A 17,596-nucleotide genomic window follows, 5' to 3' on the forward strand; every position below is an offset into this window, starting at 1 on the left:
AAGGCGTTAGGCGTTAAGCCCCATGGCGCGCTACATCTTCATCACCGGCGGCGTGGTTTCCTCACTTGGCAAGGGTCTCGCGTCGGCGGTTCTCGGCGCGCTCCTGCAGGCGCGCGGCTACACCGTCCGGCTCCGCAAGCTCGACCCCTATCTCAACATCGATCCGGGGACCATGTCCCCCTATCAGCATGGCGAGGTCTTCGTCACCGACGACGGCGCCGAGACCGATCTCGACCTCGGTCACTATGAGCGCTTCACCGGCCGCCCCGCCAACCGGCAGGACAATGTCACGACCGGGCGCATCTATCAGGACATCATCAACAAGGAGCGGCGCGGCGACTATCTCGGCGCGACCATCCAGGTCATTCCGCATGTGACGAACGCCATCAAGGACTTCGTCCTCGACGGCAATGACAATGTCGATTTCGCGCTGATCGAGATCGGCGGCACGGTCGGCGACATCGAGGGCCTGCCCTTCTTCGAGGCGATCCGCCAGCTAAAGAACGATCTGCCGCCGCATCACTGCATCTATATTCACCTGACGCTCCTGCCCTTTATCCCGAGCGCCGGCGAACTCAAAACCAAGCCCACGCAGCATTCGGTGAAGGAGCTGCGCTCGATCGGCATTCAGCCGGACATTCTGCTGTGCCGCACCGATCGCGAGATTCCGCGTGAGGAGCGCCGCAAACTCGGCCTGTTCTGCAACGTCCGCGAGCAGGCGGTGATCGAGGCGCGCGACGCCGCGAACATCTACGACGTGCCGCGCGCCTATCATGCGGCCGGCCTCGATGCGCAGGTGCTCGCGGCCTTCGGCATCGAGCCGGCGCCCAAGCCCGACATGAGCCGCTGGAACGCCGTCACGCAGCGGATCATGAATCCCGAAGGCGAAGTCACGATCGCCGTCGTCGGCAAATACACCGAGATGAAGGACGCCTATAAGAGCCTCATCGAGGCTCTCGCGCATGGCGGCCTCGCCAACCGCGTGAAGGTCAATCTCGACTGGATCGAATCGGAGATATTCGAGGGCGGCGATCCGGCCGCGCATCTCGAACATGTGCACGGCATTCTCGTGCCGGGCGGCTTCGGCCAGCGCGGCGCCGAGGGCAAGATTCTCGCCGCCCGCTTCGCGCGCGAGCGCAAGGTTCCCTATTTCGGCATCTGCTTCGGCATGCAGATGGCGGTGATCGAGGCGGCGCGCGCGCTCGCCGGCATTGAGGCGGCCAATTCGACGGAGTTCGGCCCCTGCAGCGAGCCGGTCGTCGGCCTGATGACCGAATGGCTCAAGGGCAATGAGCTCGAAAAGCGCGCGGCGGACGGCGATCTCGGCGGCACCATGCGCCTCGGCGCCTATCAGGCGCTGTTGAAGCCCGGCTCGCGCATCGCCGGCATCTATGGCGCGACGGAAATCTCCGAACGCCACCGCCATCGCTACGAGGTCAACATCGGCTATCGCGACCGGCTGGAGTCCTGCGGCCTGCTCTTCGCCGGAACCTCGCCCGACGGCCTGCTGCCGGAAACGGTCGAAATCCCCGACCATCCCTGGTTCATCGGCGTGCAATATCATCCCGAGCTGAAGTCGCGGCCCTTCGAACCGCATCCGCTGTTTGCGAGTTTCATCGCGGCGGCGAAGGCGCAGAGCCGGTTGGTTTAACTCTCCGCATTCCTTGTCAGCTATGACGTCCCCGTCATAGCCGGCTTGTCCCGGCCATCCCCATGGGCGATTGGGAGAGGGCGTGGGACGATCTATACTGCCCGAAGGAGGCCGTCCGCATGACTGACCAGCCCCGTATCACCCTCGACCCCGACGTGCTCGCCGGCAAGCCAGTCGTGCGCGGCACGCGCCTGTCGGTCGAGTTTATCATCGGCTTGATGGCGGACGGCTGGAGCGAGACCGATATTCTGCGCAATTATCCGACCCTGGCGCATGAGGATATTTCGGCGTGTCTCGGTTACGCATTTTTCCGTGATTGAATCAGGCCGCGTAAGAATCCGCGTTTTGGCCGAGCCTTGACTCTTCACGTTTGCCCGACGGCGTGCCGGCGGCGCACGGGAAGACGGCGGGTGAGGTCATATCGGTGATCCCCGCAGGGTCGATGGCGGCTGTTACTCCGCCGCCAGCACCTGCGGCGGCGGGAAGGCGATTTCGATCAGCGTGCCTTCGTTCTTGCGGCTCCTGATCGTGAAGCTCGCCTGGTTCGCTTCGATCAGCGCCTTGGTCAGCGGCAGGCCGAGGCCGGTGCCGGGCCTTTTGTGCGAGATCGCCACCTGCTTGAACGGCTCAAGCGCCGTCTGCACGTCCTCGTCGCTCATGCCGATGCCGGTGTCTTTCACGCGGATCACGACATGGCCTGAGTCGGTGAGCGCGCTCGAGACGATGACCTGACCGCCGGGCTCGTTGAACTTCACCGCATTGGAGAGAAGATTGAGCAGGATCTGCTTCAAGGAGCGCGCGTCGGCGCGCACCGGCGGCAGGCGCTCGGAGAGCGACAGGCGCATGACGATGCGCGCCTTGTTGGCCTGCGCCTGCATGATCGCGGCGCATTCCGTGATGACGGCGTTGGCGTCGACGCGGTCGAATTCCAGCTCCATCTTGCCCGCCTCGATTTTCGAGAGGTCGAGAAGATCGTTGACGAGCGACAGCACATGCTCGCCCGAGGCGTGCATGTCCTTCAAATATTCCTTGTAACGCTCCGAGCCGATGGGGCCCAGGCGCTCCTGCATCATCACTTCGGCGAAGCCGAGAATGGCGTTGAGCGGCGTGCGAATTTCGTGACTGACGCGGGCCAGGAAATCGGATTTCGCGGCGTTCGCCTGTTCGGCCGCGTCGCGCGCCGCCCGCAGCGCCTCGGCGCGGGCGTCGGCCGCCTCGGCGCGCAGCGTGAGGCAGGGCTTTTGCGCCGGGCCGAGACGGCGCAGCGTCGCCTCGAAGGATGCGCCGCCGAGCCGAGCCGACAGGCGCAAAGCGGCGTCCGGCTCGCCCGCGCGGAAGCAGGCGGCGAGCTTGCGCGTATCCTCCGCCGATAAGAGCGCGGTGAGCGGCAGGCCGTCCAACGCGCCCTTCTCGGCCTCGAACAGCGCGGCGAAGGCGCCCGTGGCGCTCTCGATGCGGCCCTCTTCGCTCAGCACGGCGACGGCGACGCCGCTGGTTTCGAGAAGGCCGCGCAGCAGGCTGTTGTCGGCGCGGGCGCGGGCGAGCTTTTCATCCCGCGCGCGGGCGAGCGCCAGCGCGCTTTCGTCGGGGCCGGGGAGCCGGCTGCGGTTGCGGCGCAGGGTGACGAGCGTCGCCGGCGCGCCCTCCCAGTCGACGCTTTGCAGATGCACGTCGACGTCGAGCGCCTCGCCGTCGCTCGACTGCACCGCCGCGGCCCGCGCGCCGGCGTCGCCCGGCGGACGGCCGAAAAACATGCGGGCGAGCCCGCCGTCCGCTTCGAAGGCGGCGGCGTCGGCATAGCCGAGATAATCGAGCAAGGTGCGATTGGCGAAGAGCGTCTTGGCCCCGCGCGCGATGAGCACGCCGACCGGCAGGCAGTCGAGCACGCCGGTCGCCGTCGAGGCTGCGGGCGGCGGCGCGGGCGCCGGCTCGCCGCCGATCAGCGCGGCAAGCTCCGCGGCGATTTCCTGAACCGCGACAGCGGAGAGCGGTTCCTCGACGGGCGCGGTCGCGGCCTCCCCGGCCTCGGCCTCGACAAGCGCCGGCGCCGCGGCGCCGCTTTTGAGCGCGCGCGCGATCTCCTCGAAATTCATGCGCTCGGCGGCGGTCAACGCGTCCCTGTCCGGCGGCGGGGCGGCGCTCGGCGCCTCCTCGCGTGGCGCAGGGACGGGGCGCAAGGGCACGACATTGTCGGCCGCATAGACGGGCTCCGGCGCCGGCTCTTGCGGCGGCTCGCGCGTCTCGACAGGCGGGAGGGCGACGGCGTCCGCGACGAAAGCCCGGTCGAGATGAAGAACGCCATAGCCCTGAAAGCCGGCGAAGCGGCGGTCGGCGTCGCTGGTTGGCAGTCCGCCGAGCGTCACCGGCGCGCGGGCGCCGGCGCCGGCGAGCGGCCAGGCGACCTCGATCCCCGCAAAGCTCTTCCGCGCCGCAATCGCCGCGGCGAAAGCCCGGCCCAGCGCCAAAGCCGCGGCGACGTCCGCGACTCCCCGGCCGACGATCTCCGCGCTTTCCGGGCCGACAACGTCGGCGAGCACGTGCGTCACGTCGATGAAACGGCCGTCGGCGTCCGTTTTCCAAAGGAAGCGGGGCGCGCGGGCGCCATGGCGGCTCATCAGTTGCTCGCGCAGCGCGCGGCTGTCGCCGATGGGGGATGAGTGGCCGGCTGTGGGCGTCTGAGGGGCTAGGGCGTCGACGGGCGGGGGAGCAGGCCGGACCCCGAGCGCCGCAAGGACGAGAAAATCGGGCGCGCCAGCGGCTGTCGGAAGCTTTCGGCACAGCAGGGTGACGGTCTGCTGGGAGGGACCGAAATTGAACCGCAGGCGCTCCAGCCGCAACGCGGCGCCCTGGCGCACGGATTCGACGAGATCCGTCAGCCGCTTCGCGCTTGGCGCGTCGCTTTCGAACAGCCGCTCGGCCAGGGCCGTCGCATCTGCGCCGAAGACGGCGCGCGCCGAATCGTTGAGATAGACAATCCGAAGCGGAGTTCCGCAGGCGGCGAAAATCGGGGCCCCCGACGCGTCCAGCGCCGAAAAAGCAGGATCGGCCGCGATGCGGCTGGCGGCCACCTCTCCTTCGACCTCTGCCTGCGAAGAGCCCATGACGCCGGCTCGCTGTTGCGACGGGAACACGCGCCCGCGCCCGACCGCCTCGAAAATTCCTAAAGACGCGATCAAGTTTGAGCTTAACGCAAACTTAAACGGTCGCCGCGTCGCGGTCCATCCGACCCCGCCTGCTTTCAGGTCATTTTTTTGCTAACATTCACCTGCCTTATACTGCGCTGCACAATTTATGTTGCAGCGCAGCAAAAAATCAGGCATTGTCCTCTTGTCCGCCCGGCCCACCCGCCGGCCGCGGGCGCAGCCAAATGAGGAGACGTTCATGGTTGATCCAATCTATCAGGTTCCAAACGAGGTTCGCGACTTCGCCGAGAAGAGCGTCGAGCAGGCGCGCAAGGCCTTCGAAGGCTTCGCCGGCGCCGCACAGAAAGCGCTCACCTCCACGACCGAACTGCCCATCGTGCCGCCGGGCGCGAAGGATGTCGGGGCCAAGGCCTTTTCGTTTGCAGAAGCCAATGTGAATGCGGCTTTCGATCTCGCGCAAAAGCTCGTCAAGGCGAAGGACCCGCAGGAAGTGTTCCAGCTTCAGGCCGACTTCGTGAAGTCGCAGTTCGAGGCCATTCAGGAGCAGACCAAGGAGCTCGGCGCCGCGTTTCAGCGCTCGACGACCCTGAAGTCCTGATCCGACAGTTTGTTCACTCGAAATCTTTGAGGAGCGGGAAGATGGCGACGAAAAGCAAGGCTGACAAAAGCATTCCCCTCGACGCCGGGCAGGCGGCCCCTGCCGAGGCGCCGGAGGAGGCGCTGCGCGCCGAAATTCCCGCCCAAGAGCCGGTCTTGAGCGAAGCCGCTTCCCCAGCGGCCCCCGCGCCGACGCCGGAGCCGGAGATTGTGGACATCGTCTCGGCGCCGCTCGCCGTGATCGAGGAGGCGGCCGAATCCGCGGCGGAGTCCTTCTCCGCCTCGTTTGAATTCGACACGTCCGCCTGGTCGAAGAAGTCGCTGGAGCTCTGGGCCGAGAACGCCGCCGCTTTCCTCGAGTTTGCGGAACAGGTCGTCAAGGCGAAAAGCTTCGAGGAGGCCGTCGACATTCAGTCGCGCTTCGCCAGCGAGCGCTTCGAAGCCTTCGTCCGTCAGTCGCAAGAGCTGATGGACGTCGCGAAAAACCTGGCGAGCTTCGCGGCCGCCCCGCTTTGCGACGTGCGCAAGGCGGCCTGAGCGGCAAGAACAGATTTCGCTTTTTTTGCGGGCGTCGGCGGCCGTTGGGGCGCTGACGCTTTTTTTTAGAGGGTCGCCTCGATCAACGCGCGCAGCTCGGGCGTGACCTCGGGCGCGACTCCGGTCCAGTCGCGGAAGGCGGGCCGCGCCTGATGCAGCAGCATGCCGAGACCGTCGACCGGCGTCGCCCCCCTGGCCCGGGCTGCGGCGAGGAGCGGCGTCTCCAGCGGGGCGTAGACGATGTCGGCGACGACCGCCGAAGCCGGCAAGGCGGCAAGCGAGAGATCGAGCGGCTCCTGCCCGACCATGCCCTGGCTCGTGGTGTTGACGAGAAGCGCGGCGCCGGCGAGCGCGTCGTGGCGCTCCTCCCAGTCATAGGCCGCGACGGGCGCGCCGAAGTCCTGGGCCAGCCGGTCGGCGCGGGCGCGGGTGCGGTTGAGCAGGCGGATTTCGCGCGCCCCCGCGTCGATGAGCCCCCAGACGATCGCCCGCGCGCCGCCGCCGGCGCCGATGACGACGCAGGGGCCGGCCTCCCCCCGCCAATGGGGCGCGCCCTCCTGGAGCGAGGCGACGAAACCGAAGCCGTCATAATTCCGGCCGATGAGCGCGCCAGCTTTATCCACGACGACGCAGTTGACGGCGCCGATTCGTTGCGCCGCCGGGTCGACCGAGTCGAGAAAGGCGAGCGCGGCCTCCTTGTGCGGGATGGTGAGGTTGCAGCCGGAAAAACCCAGCGCCGGCAAGGCCCGCAGGGCGGTTTCGAGTTTGCCGGGCTCGACGGGGAGCGGGACATAGGCGCCCTCGACGCCATAGCGCGCAAACCAGTAATTATGGATCTTGGGGCTGCGCGAATGGGCGATGGGCCAGCCCATGACGCCGGCGAGAATAAATTTTTGGCGGTGCGTCACGGCGTGCTCTTAGTCTGTGGCCATTGGTTGCGGAGAAATCCTACCATATGTCAACCGCAGGCGCGGGCGTTTACCTGGAGGCGAACGGGAATGAATGCGGCAAGGAACCGGCGGTTGGACGCGCTTCTCGAAGACGCGGAGCACTCGATCGCCGCGCATTGGGAGCGCTGCCGCGACAGCGGCGTGGCCGGCGCGACGCCGGAGGCGACGGCTCGTGTCGACGCGCGCATCCGCGCCTATTTCGAGGCGCTGAAGGCGCTGCCGCCGCGCGCCCCCGAGGCGCGAATCCTAGAGGCGCTCGTCAGCGTCTTCGACGATCTCATGCGACTCGACGAAGAGACAGGAGGGGCGCTCCTCGAAGAGGCTGAGCGCGACCTCTTGCAGCCCTTGATCCTCAACGCCGCCGAAACGGCCGGGCTCGACCCGCATAAATTCCCCCGCCGGGAGCCCGGCGGGCGGCGGCTGGACTTCAGCGTGGCGCGAGCGCGGTGAAGAGCGCGTCGTCCTCGTTGACGCCGGCGTTGCTGGTGGTGAGCAGCTTCTCGCCGTAGAAAATCGAATTGGCGCCGGCGACGAGGCAGAGGATCTGCGCTTCTTGCGTGAGGAAGGAGCGTCCCGCGGAGAGACGCACCCGCGCGCGCGGCATGACGATGCGGGTCGTGGCGATCATGCGCACGAGATCGAGCGGATCAACCTTGTCGCGATCGGCGAGCGGCGTGCCTTCGACGGCGACGAGCGTATTGATCGGCACGCTCTCGGGATGCGGGTCGAAGCTCGCGAGAACCTGCAGCATGCCGGCGCGGTCGCGCACGGTCTCGCCCATGCCGATGATGCCGCCGCAGCACATTTCGAGCCCCGCGGCGCGCACCGCCTTCAGCGTGTCGAGGCGGTCCTGATAGGTGCGGGTGGTGATGATGTCGCCATAGAATTCGGGGCCGGTGTCGAGATTGTGGTTATAAGCGGTGAGGCCCGCCTCGACGAGGCGCTTCGCCTGCGCGTCGTCGATCATGCCGAGCGTGACGCAGGCTTCCATGCCGAGTTCACGGACGCCGCGCACCATCTCGACGACCGCGTCAAAGCGCTTGTCCTTCGGGGCGGAGCGCCAGGCCGCGCCCATGCAGAAACGGTCCGCCCCCGCCTCCTTCGCCGTCCTGGCGGCGACGAGAACGTCCGACGTCGACATGAGATCGACGCGGTCGAGCTTCACCTCGCGGTGATGCGCCGACTGCGGGCAATAGGAGCAGTCTTCCGGGCAGCCGCCGGTCTTGATCGAGAGAAGCGCCGCCTTCTGCACGTCGTTGACGTCATGATAGCGGCGATGCGCGGCGTTGGCCTGGGCGATGAGATCGAGCAGCGGCAGATTGTGGACGCCGACGATTTCGTCGACCGTCCAGTCGTGGCGGATGTTGAAGTCGGCGGGGGCGTTCATCACGCGGCTCCCTTGCGGTTCTGCGAGCGCGCCGCGAGCTTGCGCGCGGGAGCGGCCCCGGCCGCGTCAGCCTGATTGCCGCGCAACGTCATATAGGCGACATAGAGCGCGACCGCCACGTCGAAGCCGACGGTCGCGACGACGAAGGGGGCGGGAGCGAAAGCCTGGCCGGCGCCCACATAATGCTCGTAAAGCGTCCAGGCCGCATGCAGGGCGAAGCCCGCGACCACGAACCAGGGCGAGCCGACGATCGACATGCCGGCGAGCGTGCCGAAAAAGGCGACGGCGGTCATCTCGAAGCCGATCCACATCTCGTAGTTTTCGGCGCGGATGGCGAAGCCGACATAAAGGAAGCAGACCGCGATGAGCGCATAGGCCGCGAGCAGCGCCGGCCGCGTCTTCGACCAACGCGAAAGGACGATGAGGCCGATGGCGAAGAGAACCCCGAGCCCCGCGAAGAGGGCGATTTCCACAGTGTCGAGCATGGCGTGACCGATTGGCGCGCGGAAAGCGCGGGCGATTGACGTTTTCTGGCCGCGCAAGGTCTATAAGGGGGGCGGGGGTTTCGAACAAGGGGCGCGGCGCTACGGCTTGCCAAAGCCGCGATCCGGACGCACATTCGGCCAAGCCCGCGGACGGACGCAAAGGCCGGAAGATGAAGATCGTCGCTCTCGGATTAGCTTTCCTGATCTGCGGATCAGCTCCGGCCCGCGCCGTGAACACCTGGGCGGGAAACACGGCCGAGGACATGGCGGAGGAGCAGGACGCCTGCGCCTATGACGCCGACCGCTTCTGCGGCGGCAACACCGTCTTCATCTTCGAGATGGAGAACTGTCTGAAACGCCATATGCCCCAGCTGACGCGGGCCTGCCGTCACGAGCTGACGCCCACCGACTTCAGGAAATATCACACCGACCCGTTCAACTTTTTCTGACGCCGCAAGGGGCGCCGGACGGCGCCTCTGCGCCTCTTCGGCGCCAAGATCGTCAATGGCCTCGAGGCCTGCTATAGGCTTCACCGGGCCGCGGGGGCGGGCGCTTTGATTTCATAGGTTCGACATGCAGCGCGACGCACAATTGAAAGAAGCGCCGACCCAGGTTTTGGCTCCGGCCGAGCCCGAGGCGAAGAGCGATCTGCCGCTCAACGAGGATATCCGTCTCCTCGGCCGGCTGCTGGGCGACGCCGTTCGCGAGCACGAAGGAAGCGAGGCCTATGAGCGGATCGAGACGATCCGCCGCCTCTCCGTCGCGGCGAGCCGCAACAAGGACCAGGACGCCGCAGCCAAGCTCGACGCGCTCTTGCGCTCGCTTACCGCCAAGGAGGCGACGGCCGTCATCCGCGCCTTCAGCTACTTCTCACACCTTGCGAACATCGCCGAAGATCTGCATCCGCTAAAAGAGCGGGCGCGGGCGCTCGCCGAGGGCGGCGTCCTCGACGAGCCGAGCCTTTCGCGCTCCTTCGCCCATTTGCGCAAGGCGGCCGTCGGGCCCGGCAAGATCGCGGCGGCGCTGTCGCGCGGCTGGATATCGCCCGTGCTCACGGCGCATCCCACCGAAGTGCGCCGCAAGAGCCTGCTCGACACCGAGCGCGCCATCTTCACTTTGCTCGCCGCCCGCGAGCAGCTCAAGAGCAAGTCCGAGCGCGCGCAAAACGAGATGCAGCTGCGCGCCCGCGTCATGCAATTGTGGCAGACCGAGCTCTTGCGCGAGTCGCGCCTCACCGTGCGCGATGAAATCGAAAACTCCTTGAGCTACTACCGTTCGACCTTCCTGCGCGAGATTCCGAGGCTCTACGCCGAAATCGAGGCCAAGCTCGACGGCCTGCGCGTCCCGCCTTTCCTGCGCATGGGCGCCTGGGTCGGCGGCGACCGCGACGGCAATCCCAATGTCACCGCCGACTCGCTCGCGACGGCGCTGCGCATGCAGTGCGAGACGGCGCTGCGCTATTATCTCGTCGAGGTCCATGAACTCGGCGCGGAGCTCTCGATCTCGCGGCGCTACGGCGGCGCCACGCGGGCGCTGGAGGAGCTCGCCGCGCGGTCCGGCGACGACAATCCGCACCGCGACAACGAGCCCTACCGGCGCGCGCTGATCGGCGTCTATTCGCGCCTCGCCGGCACGCTGGAAAAGCTCACCGGCGGGCAGGCTATGCGCCACGCCATCGCGCCGGGCGCGCCTTACGCCAATTCCTGGGCGCTGCTCGCCGATCTCGTGACGATCGATGAATCGCTACGCATCCACCACAGCGACGTGATCGCCTCGCAGCGGCTCGAGCCGCTCATCCGCGCGGTCGAGGTCTTCGGCTTCCATCTCGCGACGCTCGATCTGCGCCAGAGCTCGGACCGCCACGAGGAGACGATCTCCGAGCTGCTCGCCGCCGCGCGCATCGCCGAAGATTATGCGGCGCTCGCCGAGGTCGAGAAACAGCAGCTGTTGATGCGCCTTCTCTCCGATCCGCGCCCCGTGCGCCTCCCGGAGAAGGTCTACAGCGACCGCACGATGAGCGAACTGGCGATCTTCGAGCGCGCCGTGGAGATGCGCCGCCTCTATGGCGACGAGGCGATCCGCCATTACATCGTGAGCCACACGGAGACGGTCAGCGATCTTCTCGAAGTGCTGCTGCTGCAAAAGGAATGCGGCTTGATGCGCGGCACGCTCGACCCGCGCGACGGGGAAGCGGTGGCGGCCGATCTCATCATCGTGCCGCTGTTCGAGACCATCGGCGATCTGCGTAACGCCGCCCCGATCATGCGCGCCTTCTACGCCCTGCCGGGCGTGCAGCGCCTCGTCGTCAATTCCGGCGCGCAGCAGGACATCATGCTGGGCTATTCGGACTCCAACAAGGACGGCGGCATTCTGACGAGCATCTGGGAGCTTTATCGCGCCTCCACGGCGCTCGCCGAATTCTTCGCCTCCATGCCCAATATCGCCATGCGCCTGTTCCACGGGCGCGGCGGCACGGTCGGGCGCGGCGGCGGGCCGAGCTATGACGCCATTCTCGCCCAGCCGCCCGGCACGGTGAACGGCCAGATCCGGTTGACCGAACAGGGCGAAGTGATCGCGGCGAAATACGCCAATCCGCAGATCGGCCACGTCAATCTCGAGCTGCTCGTCGCCGCGACGCTGGAAGCGACGCTGCTCTCCCAGCACAAGGCGCCGCCGCCGGAATTTCTGGAGATTGCCGAAGAATTGTCGCGCGCCGGCATGGCGGCTTATCGCGGGCTGGTTTATGAGACGGAAGGCTTCGTCGATTATTATTTCGCCTCGACGCCGATCACGGAAATCGCCTCGCTCAACATCGGCTCGCGCCCGGCCTCGCGCAAACCCTCGCGCAAGATCGAGGATTTGCGGGCCATCCCGTGGAGCTTCTCCTGGGCGCAGGCGCGCGTCGCGCTGCCGGGCTGGTTCGGCTTCGGTTCGGCCATCGCCGGCTATCTGGCGCGCGACGGGAAGGCGCGGCTCGAACTGTTGCGCCGCATGGCGCGCGAGTGGCCCTTCTTCCGCTCGCTGCTCTCCAATATCGACATGATCCTGTCGAAGACCGATTTAGAGATTGCGCGCCGCTACGCCGATCTCGTCGAGGACCGGGCGCTGGCCGAGCGCATCTTCAGCATGATCGAAGCGGAACACGCCCGCTCGGTGGACGCGCTCGAAAAAATCCTCGGCACGAAGGAGCGGCTCGCCGACAATCCGACGCTCGCGCGCTCGATCAAACATCGCTTCCCCTATATTGCGCCGCTCAATTACATTCAGGCCGAGCTCATCCGCCGCCACCGCGCCGGCATGACGGATGCGGAGATTCGCGAGGGGATTTTGATGTCGATCAATGGCGTGTCGGCGGGCCTGCGCAATACCGGGTGACAAACGTCGGGCGGGCCCAGCGTCCAACGGGCGCTAGATGCGTCTTCAATCGCCGCGCGTCACGCGCGCGCGCGTCCGTCCGCCGGCGGGCGCGTCTCGGCGCAGCCGAAGAACGCGCCTTGAAGATAATCGACGCCCCACGCGCGCAGGATGCGCGCCGTGGCGTCGTCTTCGACCCATTCCGCGACGACCTTCAGCGAGAGATGGTTTGCGAGATCGATGAGGGTCTTCACGAAGAAGCGGTCGTCTTCGGAGGTTGCGATATTGCGGATGAAGGCGCCGTCGATCTTGACGATGTCGAAGGCGAGGTCGCGTAGATTGCGGAAGGAGGTGTGGCCCGCGCCGAAATCGTCCATCGCGACTTTCACGCCGAGGCGCTTGCAGGCGGCGATCCGCGACCGCGTCGCCTCGAAATCCTCGATCATCGCCGTCTCGGTGATTTCAACGATCAGCCGGTCCTTGAGAGCGGGGTTCGCCGCCGCCGCCTGCGCCAGGCGCTCCGGCCACTCGGCGTCGAGCAGAGTCGCCATCGAGCAATTGACGGAAACGCGCAGATCCGGTTCGGCGGCGAGCCGCTCGAGCGCAAGCTCCATGACGCGCTGATCGAGAAGCTGGACGAGTCCGGCTTTTTCGGCCACGGGCAGCAGCGTCGCGGGGGAGATCGAGGCGCCGTCCGGCAGGCGCACGCGCAGCAGCGCCTCATGGAAAGCGACCCCGCCCGTGGCGGCGTCAACGATCGGTTGGAAGGCGAGTTCGACGCGCTTGTCGCTCAAGGCGGACACGATGTTGTCGGCGACGCGCAGCGCGCGGAGCCGCGCGTCCTGGCGGGCGAGCGACGCCGAATAGGCGACGAAGCGCTTGCCGGCGCCCTGGCGCGCGACGTCGAGCGCTTCCTCGGCGTGCCGGAACAGGGCCTGCGGGCTGCGCCCCTCGCGCGGCGCGATGACGCCCCCGATGCGGATCGTTGCGGGAATGGGGCCCGCCGACGTTTCGAAAGGCGCGTCCTTCACGACGCCGATCAGCCGATGGGCGGCGGAGAGCGTCTCTTCCGTGTCGCAGGCGTCGAGCAGCAGGGCGAATTTATTGCCGGCGTGACGCGCGACGACGTCGGTGGCGCGGACATTCTCGCGCAGGCGTCTGGCGAGCCCTGCAATGACCTCGTCGCCCGCGTCGTAACCATAGGTGCGGTTCAGCGCGAACAGATTCTCCAGGGCCACGAGCAGCACCGCGAAGGGCTTGCGGCTCGCTTCGCTGCGCTGCAGGGCGCTGTCGAGATGTTCGGCGAACTGGGCGCGGTTGAGAAGGCCCGTCAGCGAATCGATCTGCGCGCCGAGCGCCGCCCTGCGCTCCGCCTCGTGGCGTTCGGTGACCACGCGCAGCACGCCATGGGCGTAGGCGGGCTTGCCGTCCTGGCCGGCGAACCAGCGCCCCGTGTCCTCGACCCAGACGATGGGCGCCGGTCCCAGATGGCGGGGCGCTGCGAGCCCATAGACGATCTGATAGGGCACGCCCGCGCCCCCGTCCCGCTGCGTCGACTGCATGACGGCGTCATAGCGCGAGAGGGCGCTCTCGGGGGCGACCAGCTCGCCATAGGCGTGGCCGAGATCGATATCCGCGTCCGCGACCAGGCCGAGCGTTTCCCGTCGATTTGGGCCCCAACTGAGCCGGTCGGGGCCGATGTCCCAATGGTAGGCCAGCTCCCCGATCGAGGAGAGGATCAGGCCCGCGTCCGGACCCGGCGCGGGGAAGGGCGCCGGCGGAGGGAGGGGGGCCGACGTTGCGGGCGGATGGGCCGCAGCCAGAGGCGCACGGCCGGCGGGGGTCGACCCCTCCAGACCGCGACTGGCGAGATGGCGCAATTGCATGGGAACGAAGGCCTTCAGCTCGACGGTGAGGCGTCACTCTGGCGGTCAAACGTAAATGCGGCGTTCACACGCGACGCGACGACGGCGTCCGGCCTCTGCTTCCCCACGCCGCTCTGGACGGAACCGCCGCCCGCATGCGAATGACATCGCAAGACCAACAGCTGGAGAGAAAGCCCATGAACGCCTCCGCCTTCAACGACATCGGCCTCGACGAGCTCAAGGCCGGGCTTGCAAATGGCTCGATCCTCCTCGTCGACGTTCGGGAGGCGGACGAATTCGCGGCCGGCCATATCGCCGGGGCTTTGTTCAATCCGCTGTCGCGGTTCAACCCCGCCGCCCTGCCGGTCGCCGGCGACGGGCAGAAGGTCGTGATCTATTGCCGCTCCGGGCGCCGGTCGGTGACGGCCATGGAGCAGGCCCGGCTCGCCGGGCGGCGCGACGCCAACACTCATTTCGGCGGCGGCATTCTCGCCTGGCTCAACGCCGGCGAACCGGTCGTGCAGGGCATGTGATCGGACAGGGCTATCAGCCCCAGAGCGCCGGCGGCGGCGGCGTCAACGTCGAGCCCTCGTAGACCAGGCCCGGCTCCCGATCCCTGGCGAGCAGCAGCGGGCCGTCGAGGTCGACGAAGGCGGCCATCTGGCCGATGAGAACGGCCGGCGCCATGGCGAGCGACGTGCCCACCATGCAGCCCGCCATGATCTCGAACCCCATTTTCTGCGCCGCCTGCGCCATGGCCAGCGCCTCGGTCAGCCCGCCGGTCTTATCCAGCTTGACGTTCACGGCGTCATAGCGGCCGCGCAGGGCGTCGAGCGAGGCGACGTCATGGGCGCTCTCGTCGGCGCAGATCGGGATCGGGCGGGCGATCCGGGCGAGCATGTCGTCCTGCCCGGCGGGCAGGGGCTGCTCCACGAGCGCGACGCCGTGGCGCGCGCAGGCCTGGAGCTGGCTGACGAGCGTTTCTTCGGTCCAGGCCTCATTGGCGTCGACGATCAGCCGCGCATGCGGCGCGCCGGCGCGCACGGCGGCAAGGCGGGCGTCGTCGCCTTCTCCGGCGAGCTTTACTTTCAGGAGCGGACGATCGGCCGCCTTCATCGCGGCGGCGCGCATGTCGTCGGGCGACCCGACCGACAGCGTGTAAGCCGTCGTGAGCGGGACAAGCCGTGCGAAGCCCGCCGTTTGATGGGCGCGCCTGCCGGTCATTTTGGCCTCGAGGTCCCACAGGGCGCAGTCGAGGGCGTTGCGCGCCGCGCCCGGCGCCAGGAGACGCTGCAAAGCTACCCGTCCCGCGCCCGATTCGATCTGGCCGCGCACGCGCTCAATCTGGGCCGTCACGCTTTCGACGCTTTCGCCGTATCGTGAATAGGGCACGCATTCGCCGCGTCCGACCGCGTCGCCGGCGCGCAGGCGGGCGACGACGACCGTCGCCTCGGTCTTGGCCCCGCGGGAAATGACGAATCGCCCGGCGATGGGAAAAGCCTCGACGGCTGCTTCGAGTTCGATCCGCATATGTCGCTCCGCGTTCTCCAAGCTTCGATTTACCACGCTGTGCGCCGGCGCGCTTGTCGACCGCATGTCACGAAGTTAAGACCGCTTACAAGGCTTCGCCGACTGCAACTCTCTTGATGAGGTCCGATGGCTCTCGACGCCGCACCGACGCCGCCAGACGTGAAGCCCCTCGAGGGCGGCGCGCGTCTGACGCTGCTCGGCGACTGGACGCTTGCGGCCTCGCATCGGCTTGAACAGAAGGCGCAGGAAATCGTCGATCTCAGCCAAAGCGCTGGTTTCGTCACGCTCGACCTCGCCGGCGTCACGCGTCTCGACACCGCCGGCGCCTGGCTGATCAACCGGGCCCGGCGCATGCTGGCGCGCGAAAATGTCGGCGTTGCGGTCGAGCATGCGCGGGCGGAGCATGGCGTCATGCTGGAACAGGCGGCCTGGCGCGACTTCGGGCCGCCGCCGCGCCACGGCCCGCCGGCGATCGTCGCGCTGCTCGCCGACCTCGGCCTGTCGGTCGTGGAGGGCTTTTCGGAATTCTACCGGGGCATGGCGTTTCTTGGAGAATTCGTCGCCGCCATGGCCTATGTCGCCTTGAACCCGCGGCATTTCCGCATGACCTCGCTCGTCGTGCATATGGAGTTGATCGGGCTGCGCAGCGCGCCGATCATCATTTTGATCAATCTCCTCGTCGGCGGCATCGTCGCCCAGCAGGGCATTTTCCAGCTGCTGAAATTCGGCGCGTCGAGCTACACGGTGAGCCTCATCGGCATTCTCGTGCTGCGCGAAATGGGCGTGCTGCTCACCTCCATCATGATCGCCGGCCGCTCGGGTTCGGCCATCACCGCCGAAATCGGTTCGATGAAGATGCGCGAAGAGATCGACGCGCTCAGAGTCATGGGCTTATCGCCGATCGAAGTGCTGATCGCGCCGCGGGTCTTGGCGCTCATCCTGTCGCTGCCGCTGCTCACCTTCGTCGCCGACATCGCGGCGCTGTTCGGCGGCATGCTCGTTTCCTGGGCCTATGGAGGCATCAGCCCGGCGGCTTTCGTCTCCCTGCTCAAGGACGCCATCGCGTTTCACACTTTCATGGTCGGGATCATCAAGGCGCCCTTCATGGCGCTGGTCATCGGCCTCATTGCGGCCATGGACGGGCTCGCGACGGAGGGCTCGGCGGAATCGCTCGGGCGGCAGGTCACGTCGTCGGTCGTCAAGTCGATCTTCATGGTCATTTTGCTCGATGGGCTCTTCGCCGTGTTTTTCGCGGGGATCAACTACTGAGGGAAGGGACGATGACGGCCGTCGAGGACAAAGCGATAGACGCGGCGGCGCGCGGCGCGCCGATCATCAGCGTGCGCGGGCTCGTCGTCGGCTTCGGGGACAAGCTCGTCATGAACGGCCTCGATCTCGACGTCCGCCGCGGCGAGGTGCTGGGCTTCGTCGGCGGCTCCGGCCAGGGCAAATCGGTGCTCACCCGCGCCATTCTGGGACTCGTCCCGAAGCGGGCGGGCGAGATCCGCATTTTCGGCAAGGACCGCGACGCGCTCTCCGCGCCCGAGCGGCGGGCGCTCGAGCAGCGCTGGGGCGTCTTGTTCCAGAACGGCGCGCTGTTCTCCGGCCTCACGGTCAAACAGAACATTCAGGTGCCCATGCGGGAGACGCGCGACATCTCGCAGGGGTTGATGGACGAGCTCGCCATGCTCAAGATCGCGCTCGTCGGCCTCAAGCCCGACGCCGCGGACAAATTTCCGTCGGAATTGTCGGGCGGCATGGTCAAGCGCGCGGCGCTGGCGCGGGCGCTCGCGCTCGATCCCGAATTGGTCTTCCTGGACGAGCCGACGTCGGGCCTCGACCCGATCGGGGCGGCGGAGTTCGACGATCTGATCGCCACGCTGCAGGAGACGCTCGGCCTGACCGTGTTCATGGTGACGCATGACCTCGACAGCCTGTATTCGATCTGCGACCGCGTAGCGGCGCTCGCCGACGGCAGGGTCATTGCAGAAGGCGCCCTCGGGACTTTACTGAAGTCGGATCACCCCTGGCTGAGGGCCTATTTCCACGGGGTTCGCGGCGGCAGGCTCGCCGGCTCGCTTCTGGACTAAGAGGAAG

16 protein-coding genes are annotated in these 17,596 nt (G+C 67.3%); 10 read left to right on the forward strand and 6 right to left on the reverse strand.

Going from position 1 to position 17,596, the window contains the following annotated elements:
* The first annotated feature begins 22 nt into the window (after positions 1-22).
* Entirely contained in the window at positions 23-1,651 is a 1,629-nt protein-coding gene (locus ACETII_RS09490) for a CTP synthase (RefSeq protein ID WP_472787872.1), read from the forward strand.
* Positions 1,652-1,770: 119 nt separating this feature from the next.
* Positions 1,771-1,971, forward strand: coding sequence for a DUF433 domain-containing protein (locus ACETII_RS09495; protein WP_363350960.1), 201 nt, complete (start codon positions 1,771-1,773; stop codon positions 1,969-1,971).
* A 132-nt stretch (positions 1,972-2,103) separates the two neighbouring features.
* On the opposite strand, the gene ACETII_RS09500 is transcribed toward ACETII_RS09495, so the two are convergent.
* Positions 2,104-4,752, reverse strand: coding sequence for a sensor histidine kinase (locus tag ACETII_RS09500; protein ID WP_472787873.1), 2,649 nt, complete (start codon positions 4,750-4,752; stop codon positions 2,104-2,106).
* A 280-nt stretch (positions 4,753-5,032) separates the two neighbouring features.
* Here ACETII_RS09500 and ACETII_RS09505 point away from each other — a divergent pair, with 280 nt between their 5' ends.
* Positions 5,033-5,392, forward strand: a complete 360-nt coding sequence (locus ACETII_RS09505; protein ID WP_363350964.1) for a phasin — start codon at positions 5,033-5,035, stop codon at positions 5,390-5,392.
* A gap of 41 nt (positions 5,393-5,433) precedes the next feature.
* Positions 5,434-5,928, forward strand: a complete 495-nt coding sequence (locus tag ACETII_RS09510) for a phasin family protein (protein ID WP_363350966.1) — start codon at positions 5,434-5,436, stop codon at positions 5,926-5,928.
* 65 nt (positions 5,929-5,993) lie between these two features.
* On the opposite strand, the gene ACETII_RS09515 is transcribed toward ACETII_RS09510, so the two are convergent.
* Complete coding sequence (locus ACETII_RS09515) at positions 5,994-6,836, reverse strand: shikimate dehydrogenase (RefSeq protein WP_472787874.1); 843 nt, start codon at positions 6,834-6,836, stop codon at positions 5,994-5,996.
* Between the two features lie 90 nt (positions 6,837-6,926).
* Between ACETII_RS09515 and ACETII_RS09520 the strand changes: the two genes are divergently transcribed.
* Complete coding sequence (locus ACETII_RS09520) at positions 6,927-7,328, forward strand: hypothetical protein (protein ID WP_363350970.1); 402 nt, start codon at positions 6,927-6,929, stop codon at positions 7,326-7,328.
* Here ACETII_RS09520 and bioB read toward each other — a convergent pair.
* On the reverse strand, positions 7,306-8,265 hold the full coding sequence (gene bioB / locus ACETII_RS09525) for a biotin synthase BioB (RefSeq protein WP_472787875.1): 960 nt from the start codon (positions 8,263-8,265) through the stop codon (positions 7,306-7,308). The genes ACETII_RS09520 and bioB overlap by 23 nt on opposite strands.
* Positions 8,265-8,750 carry a PTS sugar transporter subunit IIA gene (locus tag ACETII_RS09530; protein ID WP_472787876.1) on the reverse strand — a complete coding sequence of 162 codons (486 nt, stop codon included), beginning with the start codon at positions 8,748-8,750 and terminating at the stop codon, positions 8,265-8,267. The genes bioB and ACETII_RS09530 overlap by 1 nt, the downstream gene beginning before the upstream one ends.
* 170 nt (positions 8,751-8,920) lie before the next feature.
* Here ACETII_RS09530 and ACETII_RS09535 point away from each other — a divergent pair, with 170 nt between their 5' ends.
* Both ACETII_RS09535 and ppc read left to right on the forward strand, forming a co-directional pair.
* Positions 8,921-9,199 carry a hypothetical protein gene (locus ACETII_RS09535; RefSeq protein ID WP_363350976.1) on the forward strand — a complete coding sequence of 93 codons (279 nt, stop codon included), beginning with the start codon at positions 8,921-8,923 and terminating at the stop codon, positions 9,197-9,199.
* Between the two features lie 124 nt (positions 9,200-9,323).
* Positions 9,324-12,125, forward strand: a complete 2,802-nt coding sequence (ppc, locus tag ACETII_RS09540; protein ID WP_472787877.1) for a phosphoenolpyruvate carboxylase — start codon at positions 9,324-9,326, stop codon at positions 12,123-12,125.
* A 59-nt stretch (positions 12,126-12,184) separates the two neighbouring features.
* Here the strand turns inward: ppc and ACETII_RS09545 are convergent, their stop codons facing one another.
* Complete coding sequence (locus tag ACETII_RS09545; RefSeq protein WP_472787878.1) at positions 12,185-13,990, reverse strand: putative bifunctional diguanylate cyclase/phosphodiesterase; 1,806 nt, start codon at positions 13,988-13,990, stop codon at positions 12,185-12,187.
* Positions 13,991-14,166: 176 nt separating this feature from the next.
* Here ACETII_RS09545 and ACETII_RS09550 point away from each other — a divergent pair, with 176 nt between their 5' ends.
* Positions 14,167-14,502 carry a rhodanese-like domain-containing protein gene (locus ACETII_RS09550; protein ID WP_472787879.1) on the forward strand — a complete coding sequence of 112 codons (336 nt, stop codon included), beginning with the start codon at positions 14,167-14,169 and terminating at the stop codon, positions 14,500-14,502.
* Positions 14,503-14,515: 13 nt separating this feature from the next.
* On the opposite strand, the gene dgcA is transcribed toward ACETII_RS09550, so the two are convergent.
* Positions 14,516-15,499, reverse strand: a complete 984-nt coding sequence (gene dgcA, locus ACETII_RS09555; RefSeq protein WP_472787880.1) for an N-acetyl-D-Glu racemase DgcA — start codon at positions 15,497-15,499, stop codon at positions 14,516-14,518.
* A gap of 126 nt (positions 15,500-15,625) precedes the next feature.
* On the opposite strand from dgcA, the gene ACETII_RS09560 reads away from it, so the two are divergent.
* On the forward strand, positions 15,626-16,768 hold the full coding sequence (locus tag ACETII_RS09560; RefSeq protein ID WP_472787881.1) for an MlaE family lipid ABC transporter permease subunit: 1,143 nt from the start codon (positions 15,626-15,628) through the stop codon (positions 16,766-16,768).
* An 11-nt stretch (positions 16,769-16,779) separates the two neighbouring features.
* Positions 16,780-17,589 (forward strand): ABC transporter ATP-binding protein, encoded by an 810-nt coding sequence (locus ACETII_RS09565; RefSeq protein WP_363350988.1) that lies wholly within the window; start codon positions 16,780-16,782, stop codon positions 17,587-17,589.
* Positions 17,590-17,596: the final 7 nt, after the last annotated feature.

This window comes from Methylocystis sp. NC52PC, assembly GCF_055698645.1.

Coding starts and splice junctions, on each gene's coding strand:
- ACETII_RS09490 (WP_472787872.1), top strand. CDS start 23: ATGGCGCGCTACATCTTCATCACCGGCGGCGTGGTTTCCTCACTTGGC.
- ACETII_RS09495 (WP_363350960.1), top strand. CDS start 1,771: ATGACTGACCAGCCCCGTATCACCCTCGACCCCGACGTGCTCGCCGGC.
- ACETII_RS09500 (WP_472787873.1), bottom strand. CDS start 4,752: ATGGGCTCTTCGCAGGCAGAGGTCGAAGGAGAGGTGGCCGCCAGCCGC.
- ACETII_RS09505 (WP_363350964.1), top strand. CDS start 5,033: ATGGTTGATCCAATCTATCAGGTTCCAAACGAGGTTCGCGACTTCGCC.
- ACETII_RS09510 (WP_363350966.1), top strand. CDS start 5,434: ATGGCGACGAAAAGCAAGGCTGACAAAAGCATTCCCCTCGACGCCGGG.
- ACETII_RS09520 (WP_363350970.1), top strand. CDS start 6,927: ATGAATGCGGCAAGGAACCGGCGGTTGGACGCGCTTCTCGAAGACGCG.
- bioB (WP_472787875.1), bottom strand. CDS start 8,265: ATGAACGCCCCCGCCGACTTCAACATCCGCCACGACTGGACGGTCGAC.
- ACETII_RS09530 (WP_472787876.1), bottom strand. CDS start 8,750: ATGCTCGACACTGTGGAAATCGCCCTCTTCGCGGGGCTCGGGGTTCTC.
- ACETII_RS09535 (WP_363350976.1), top strand. CDS start 8,921: ATGAAGATCGTCGCTCTCGGATTAGCTTTCCTGATCTGCGGATCAGCT.
- ppc (WP_472787877.1), top strand. CDS start 9,324: ATGCAGCGCGACGCACAATTGAAAGAAGCGCCGACCCAGGTTTTGGCT.
- ACETII_RS09545 (WP_472787878.1), bottom strand. CDS start 13,990: ATGCAATTGCGCCATCTCGCCAGTCGCGGTCTGGAGGGGTCGACCCCC.
- ACETII_RS09550 (WP_472787879.1), top strand. CDS start 14,167: ATGAACGCCTCCGCCTTCAACGACATCGGCCTCGACGAGCTCAAGGCC.
- dgcA (WP_472787880.1), bottom strand. CDS start 15,499: ATGCGGATCGAACTCGAAGCAGCCGTCGAGGCTTTTCCCATCGCCGGG.
- ACETII_RS09560 (WP_472787881.1), top strand. CDS start 15,626: ATGGCTCTCGACGCCGCACCGACGCCGCCAGACGTGAAGCCCCTCGAG.
- ACETII_RS09565 (WP_363350988.1), top strand. CDS start 16,780: ATGACGGCCGTCGAGGACAAAGCGATAGACGCGGCGGCGCGCGGCGCG.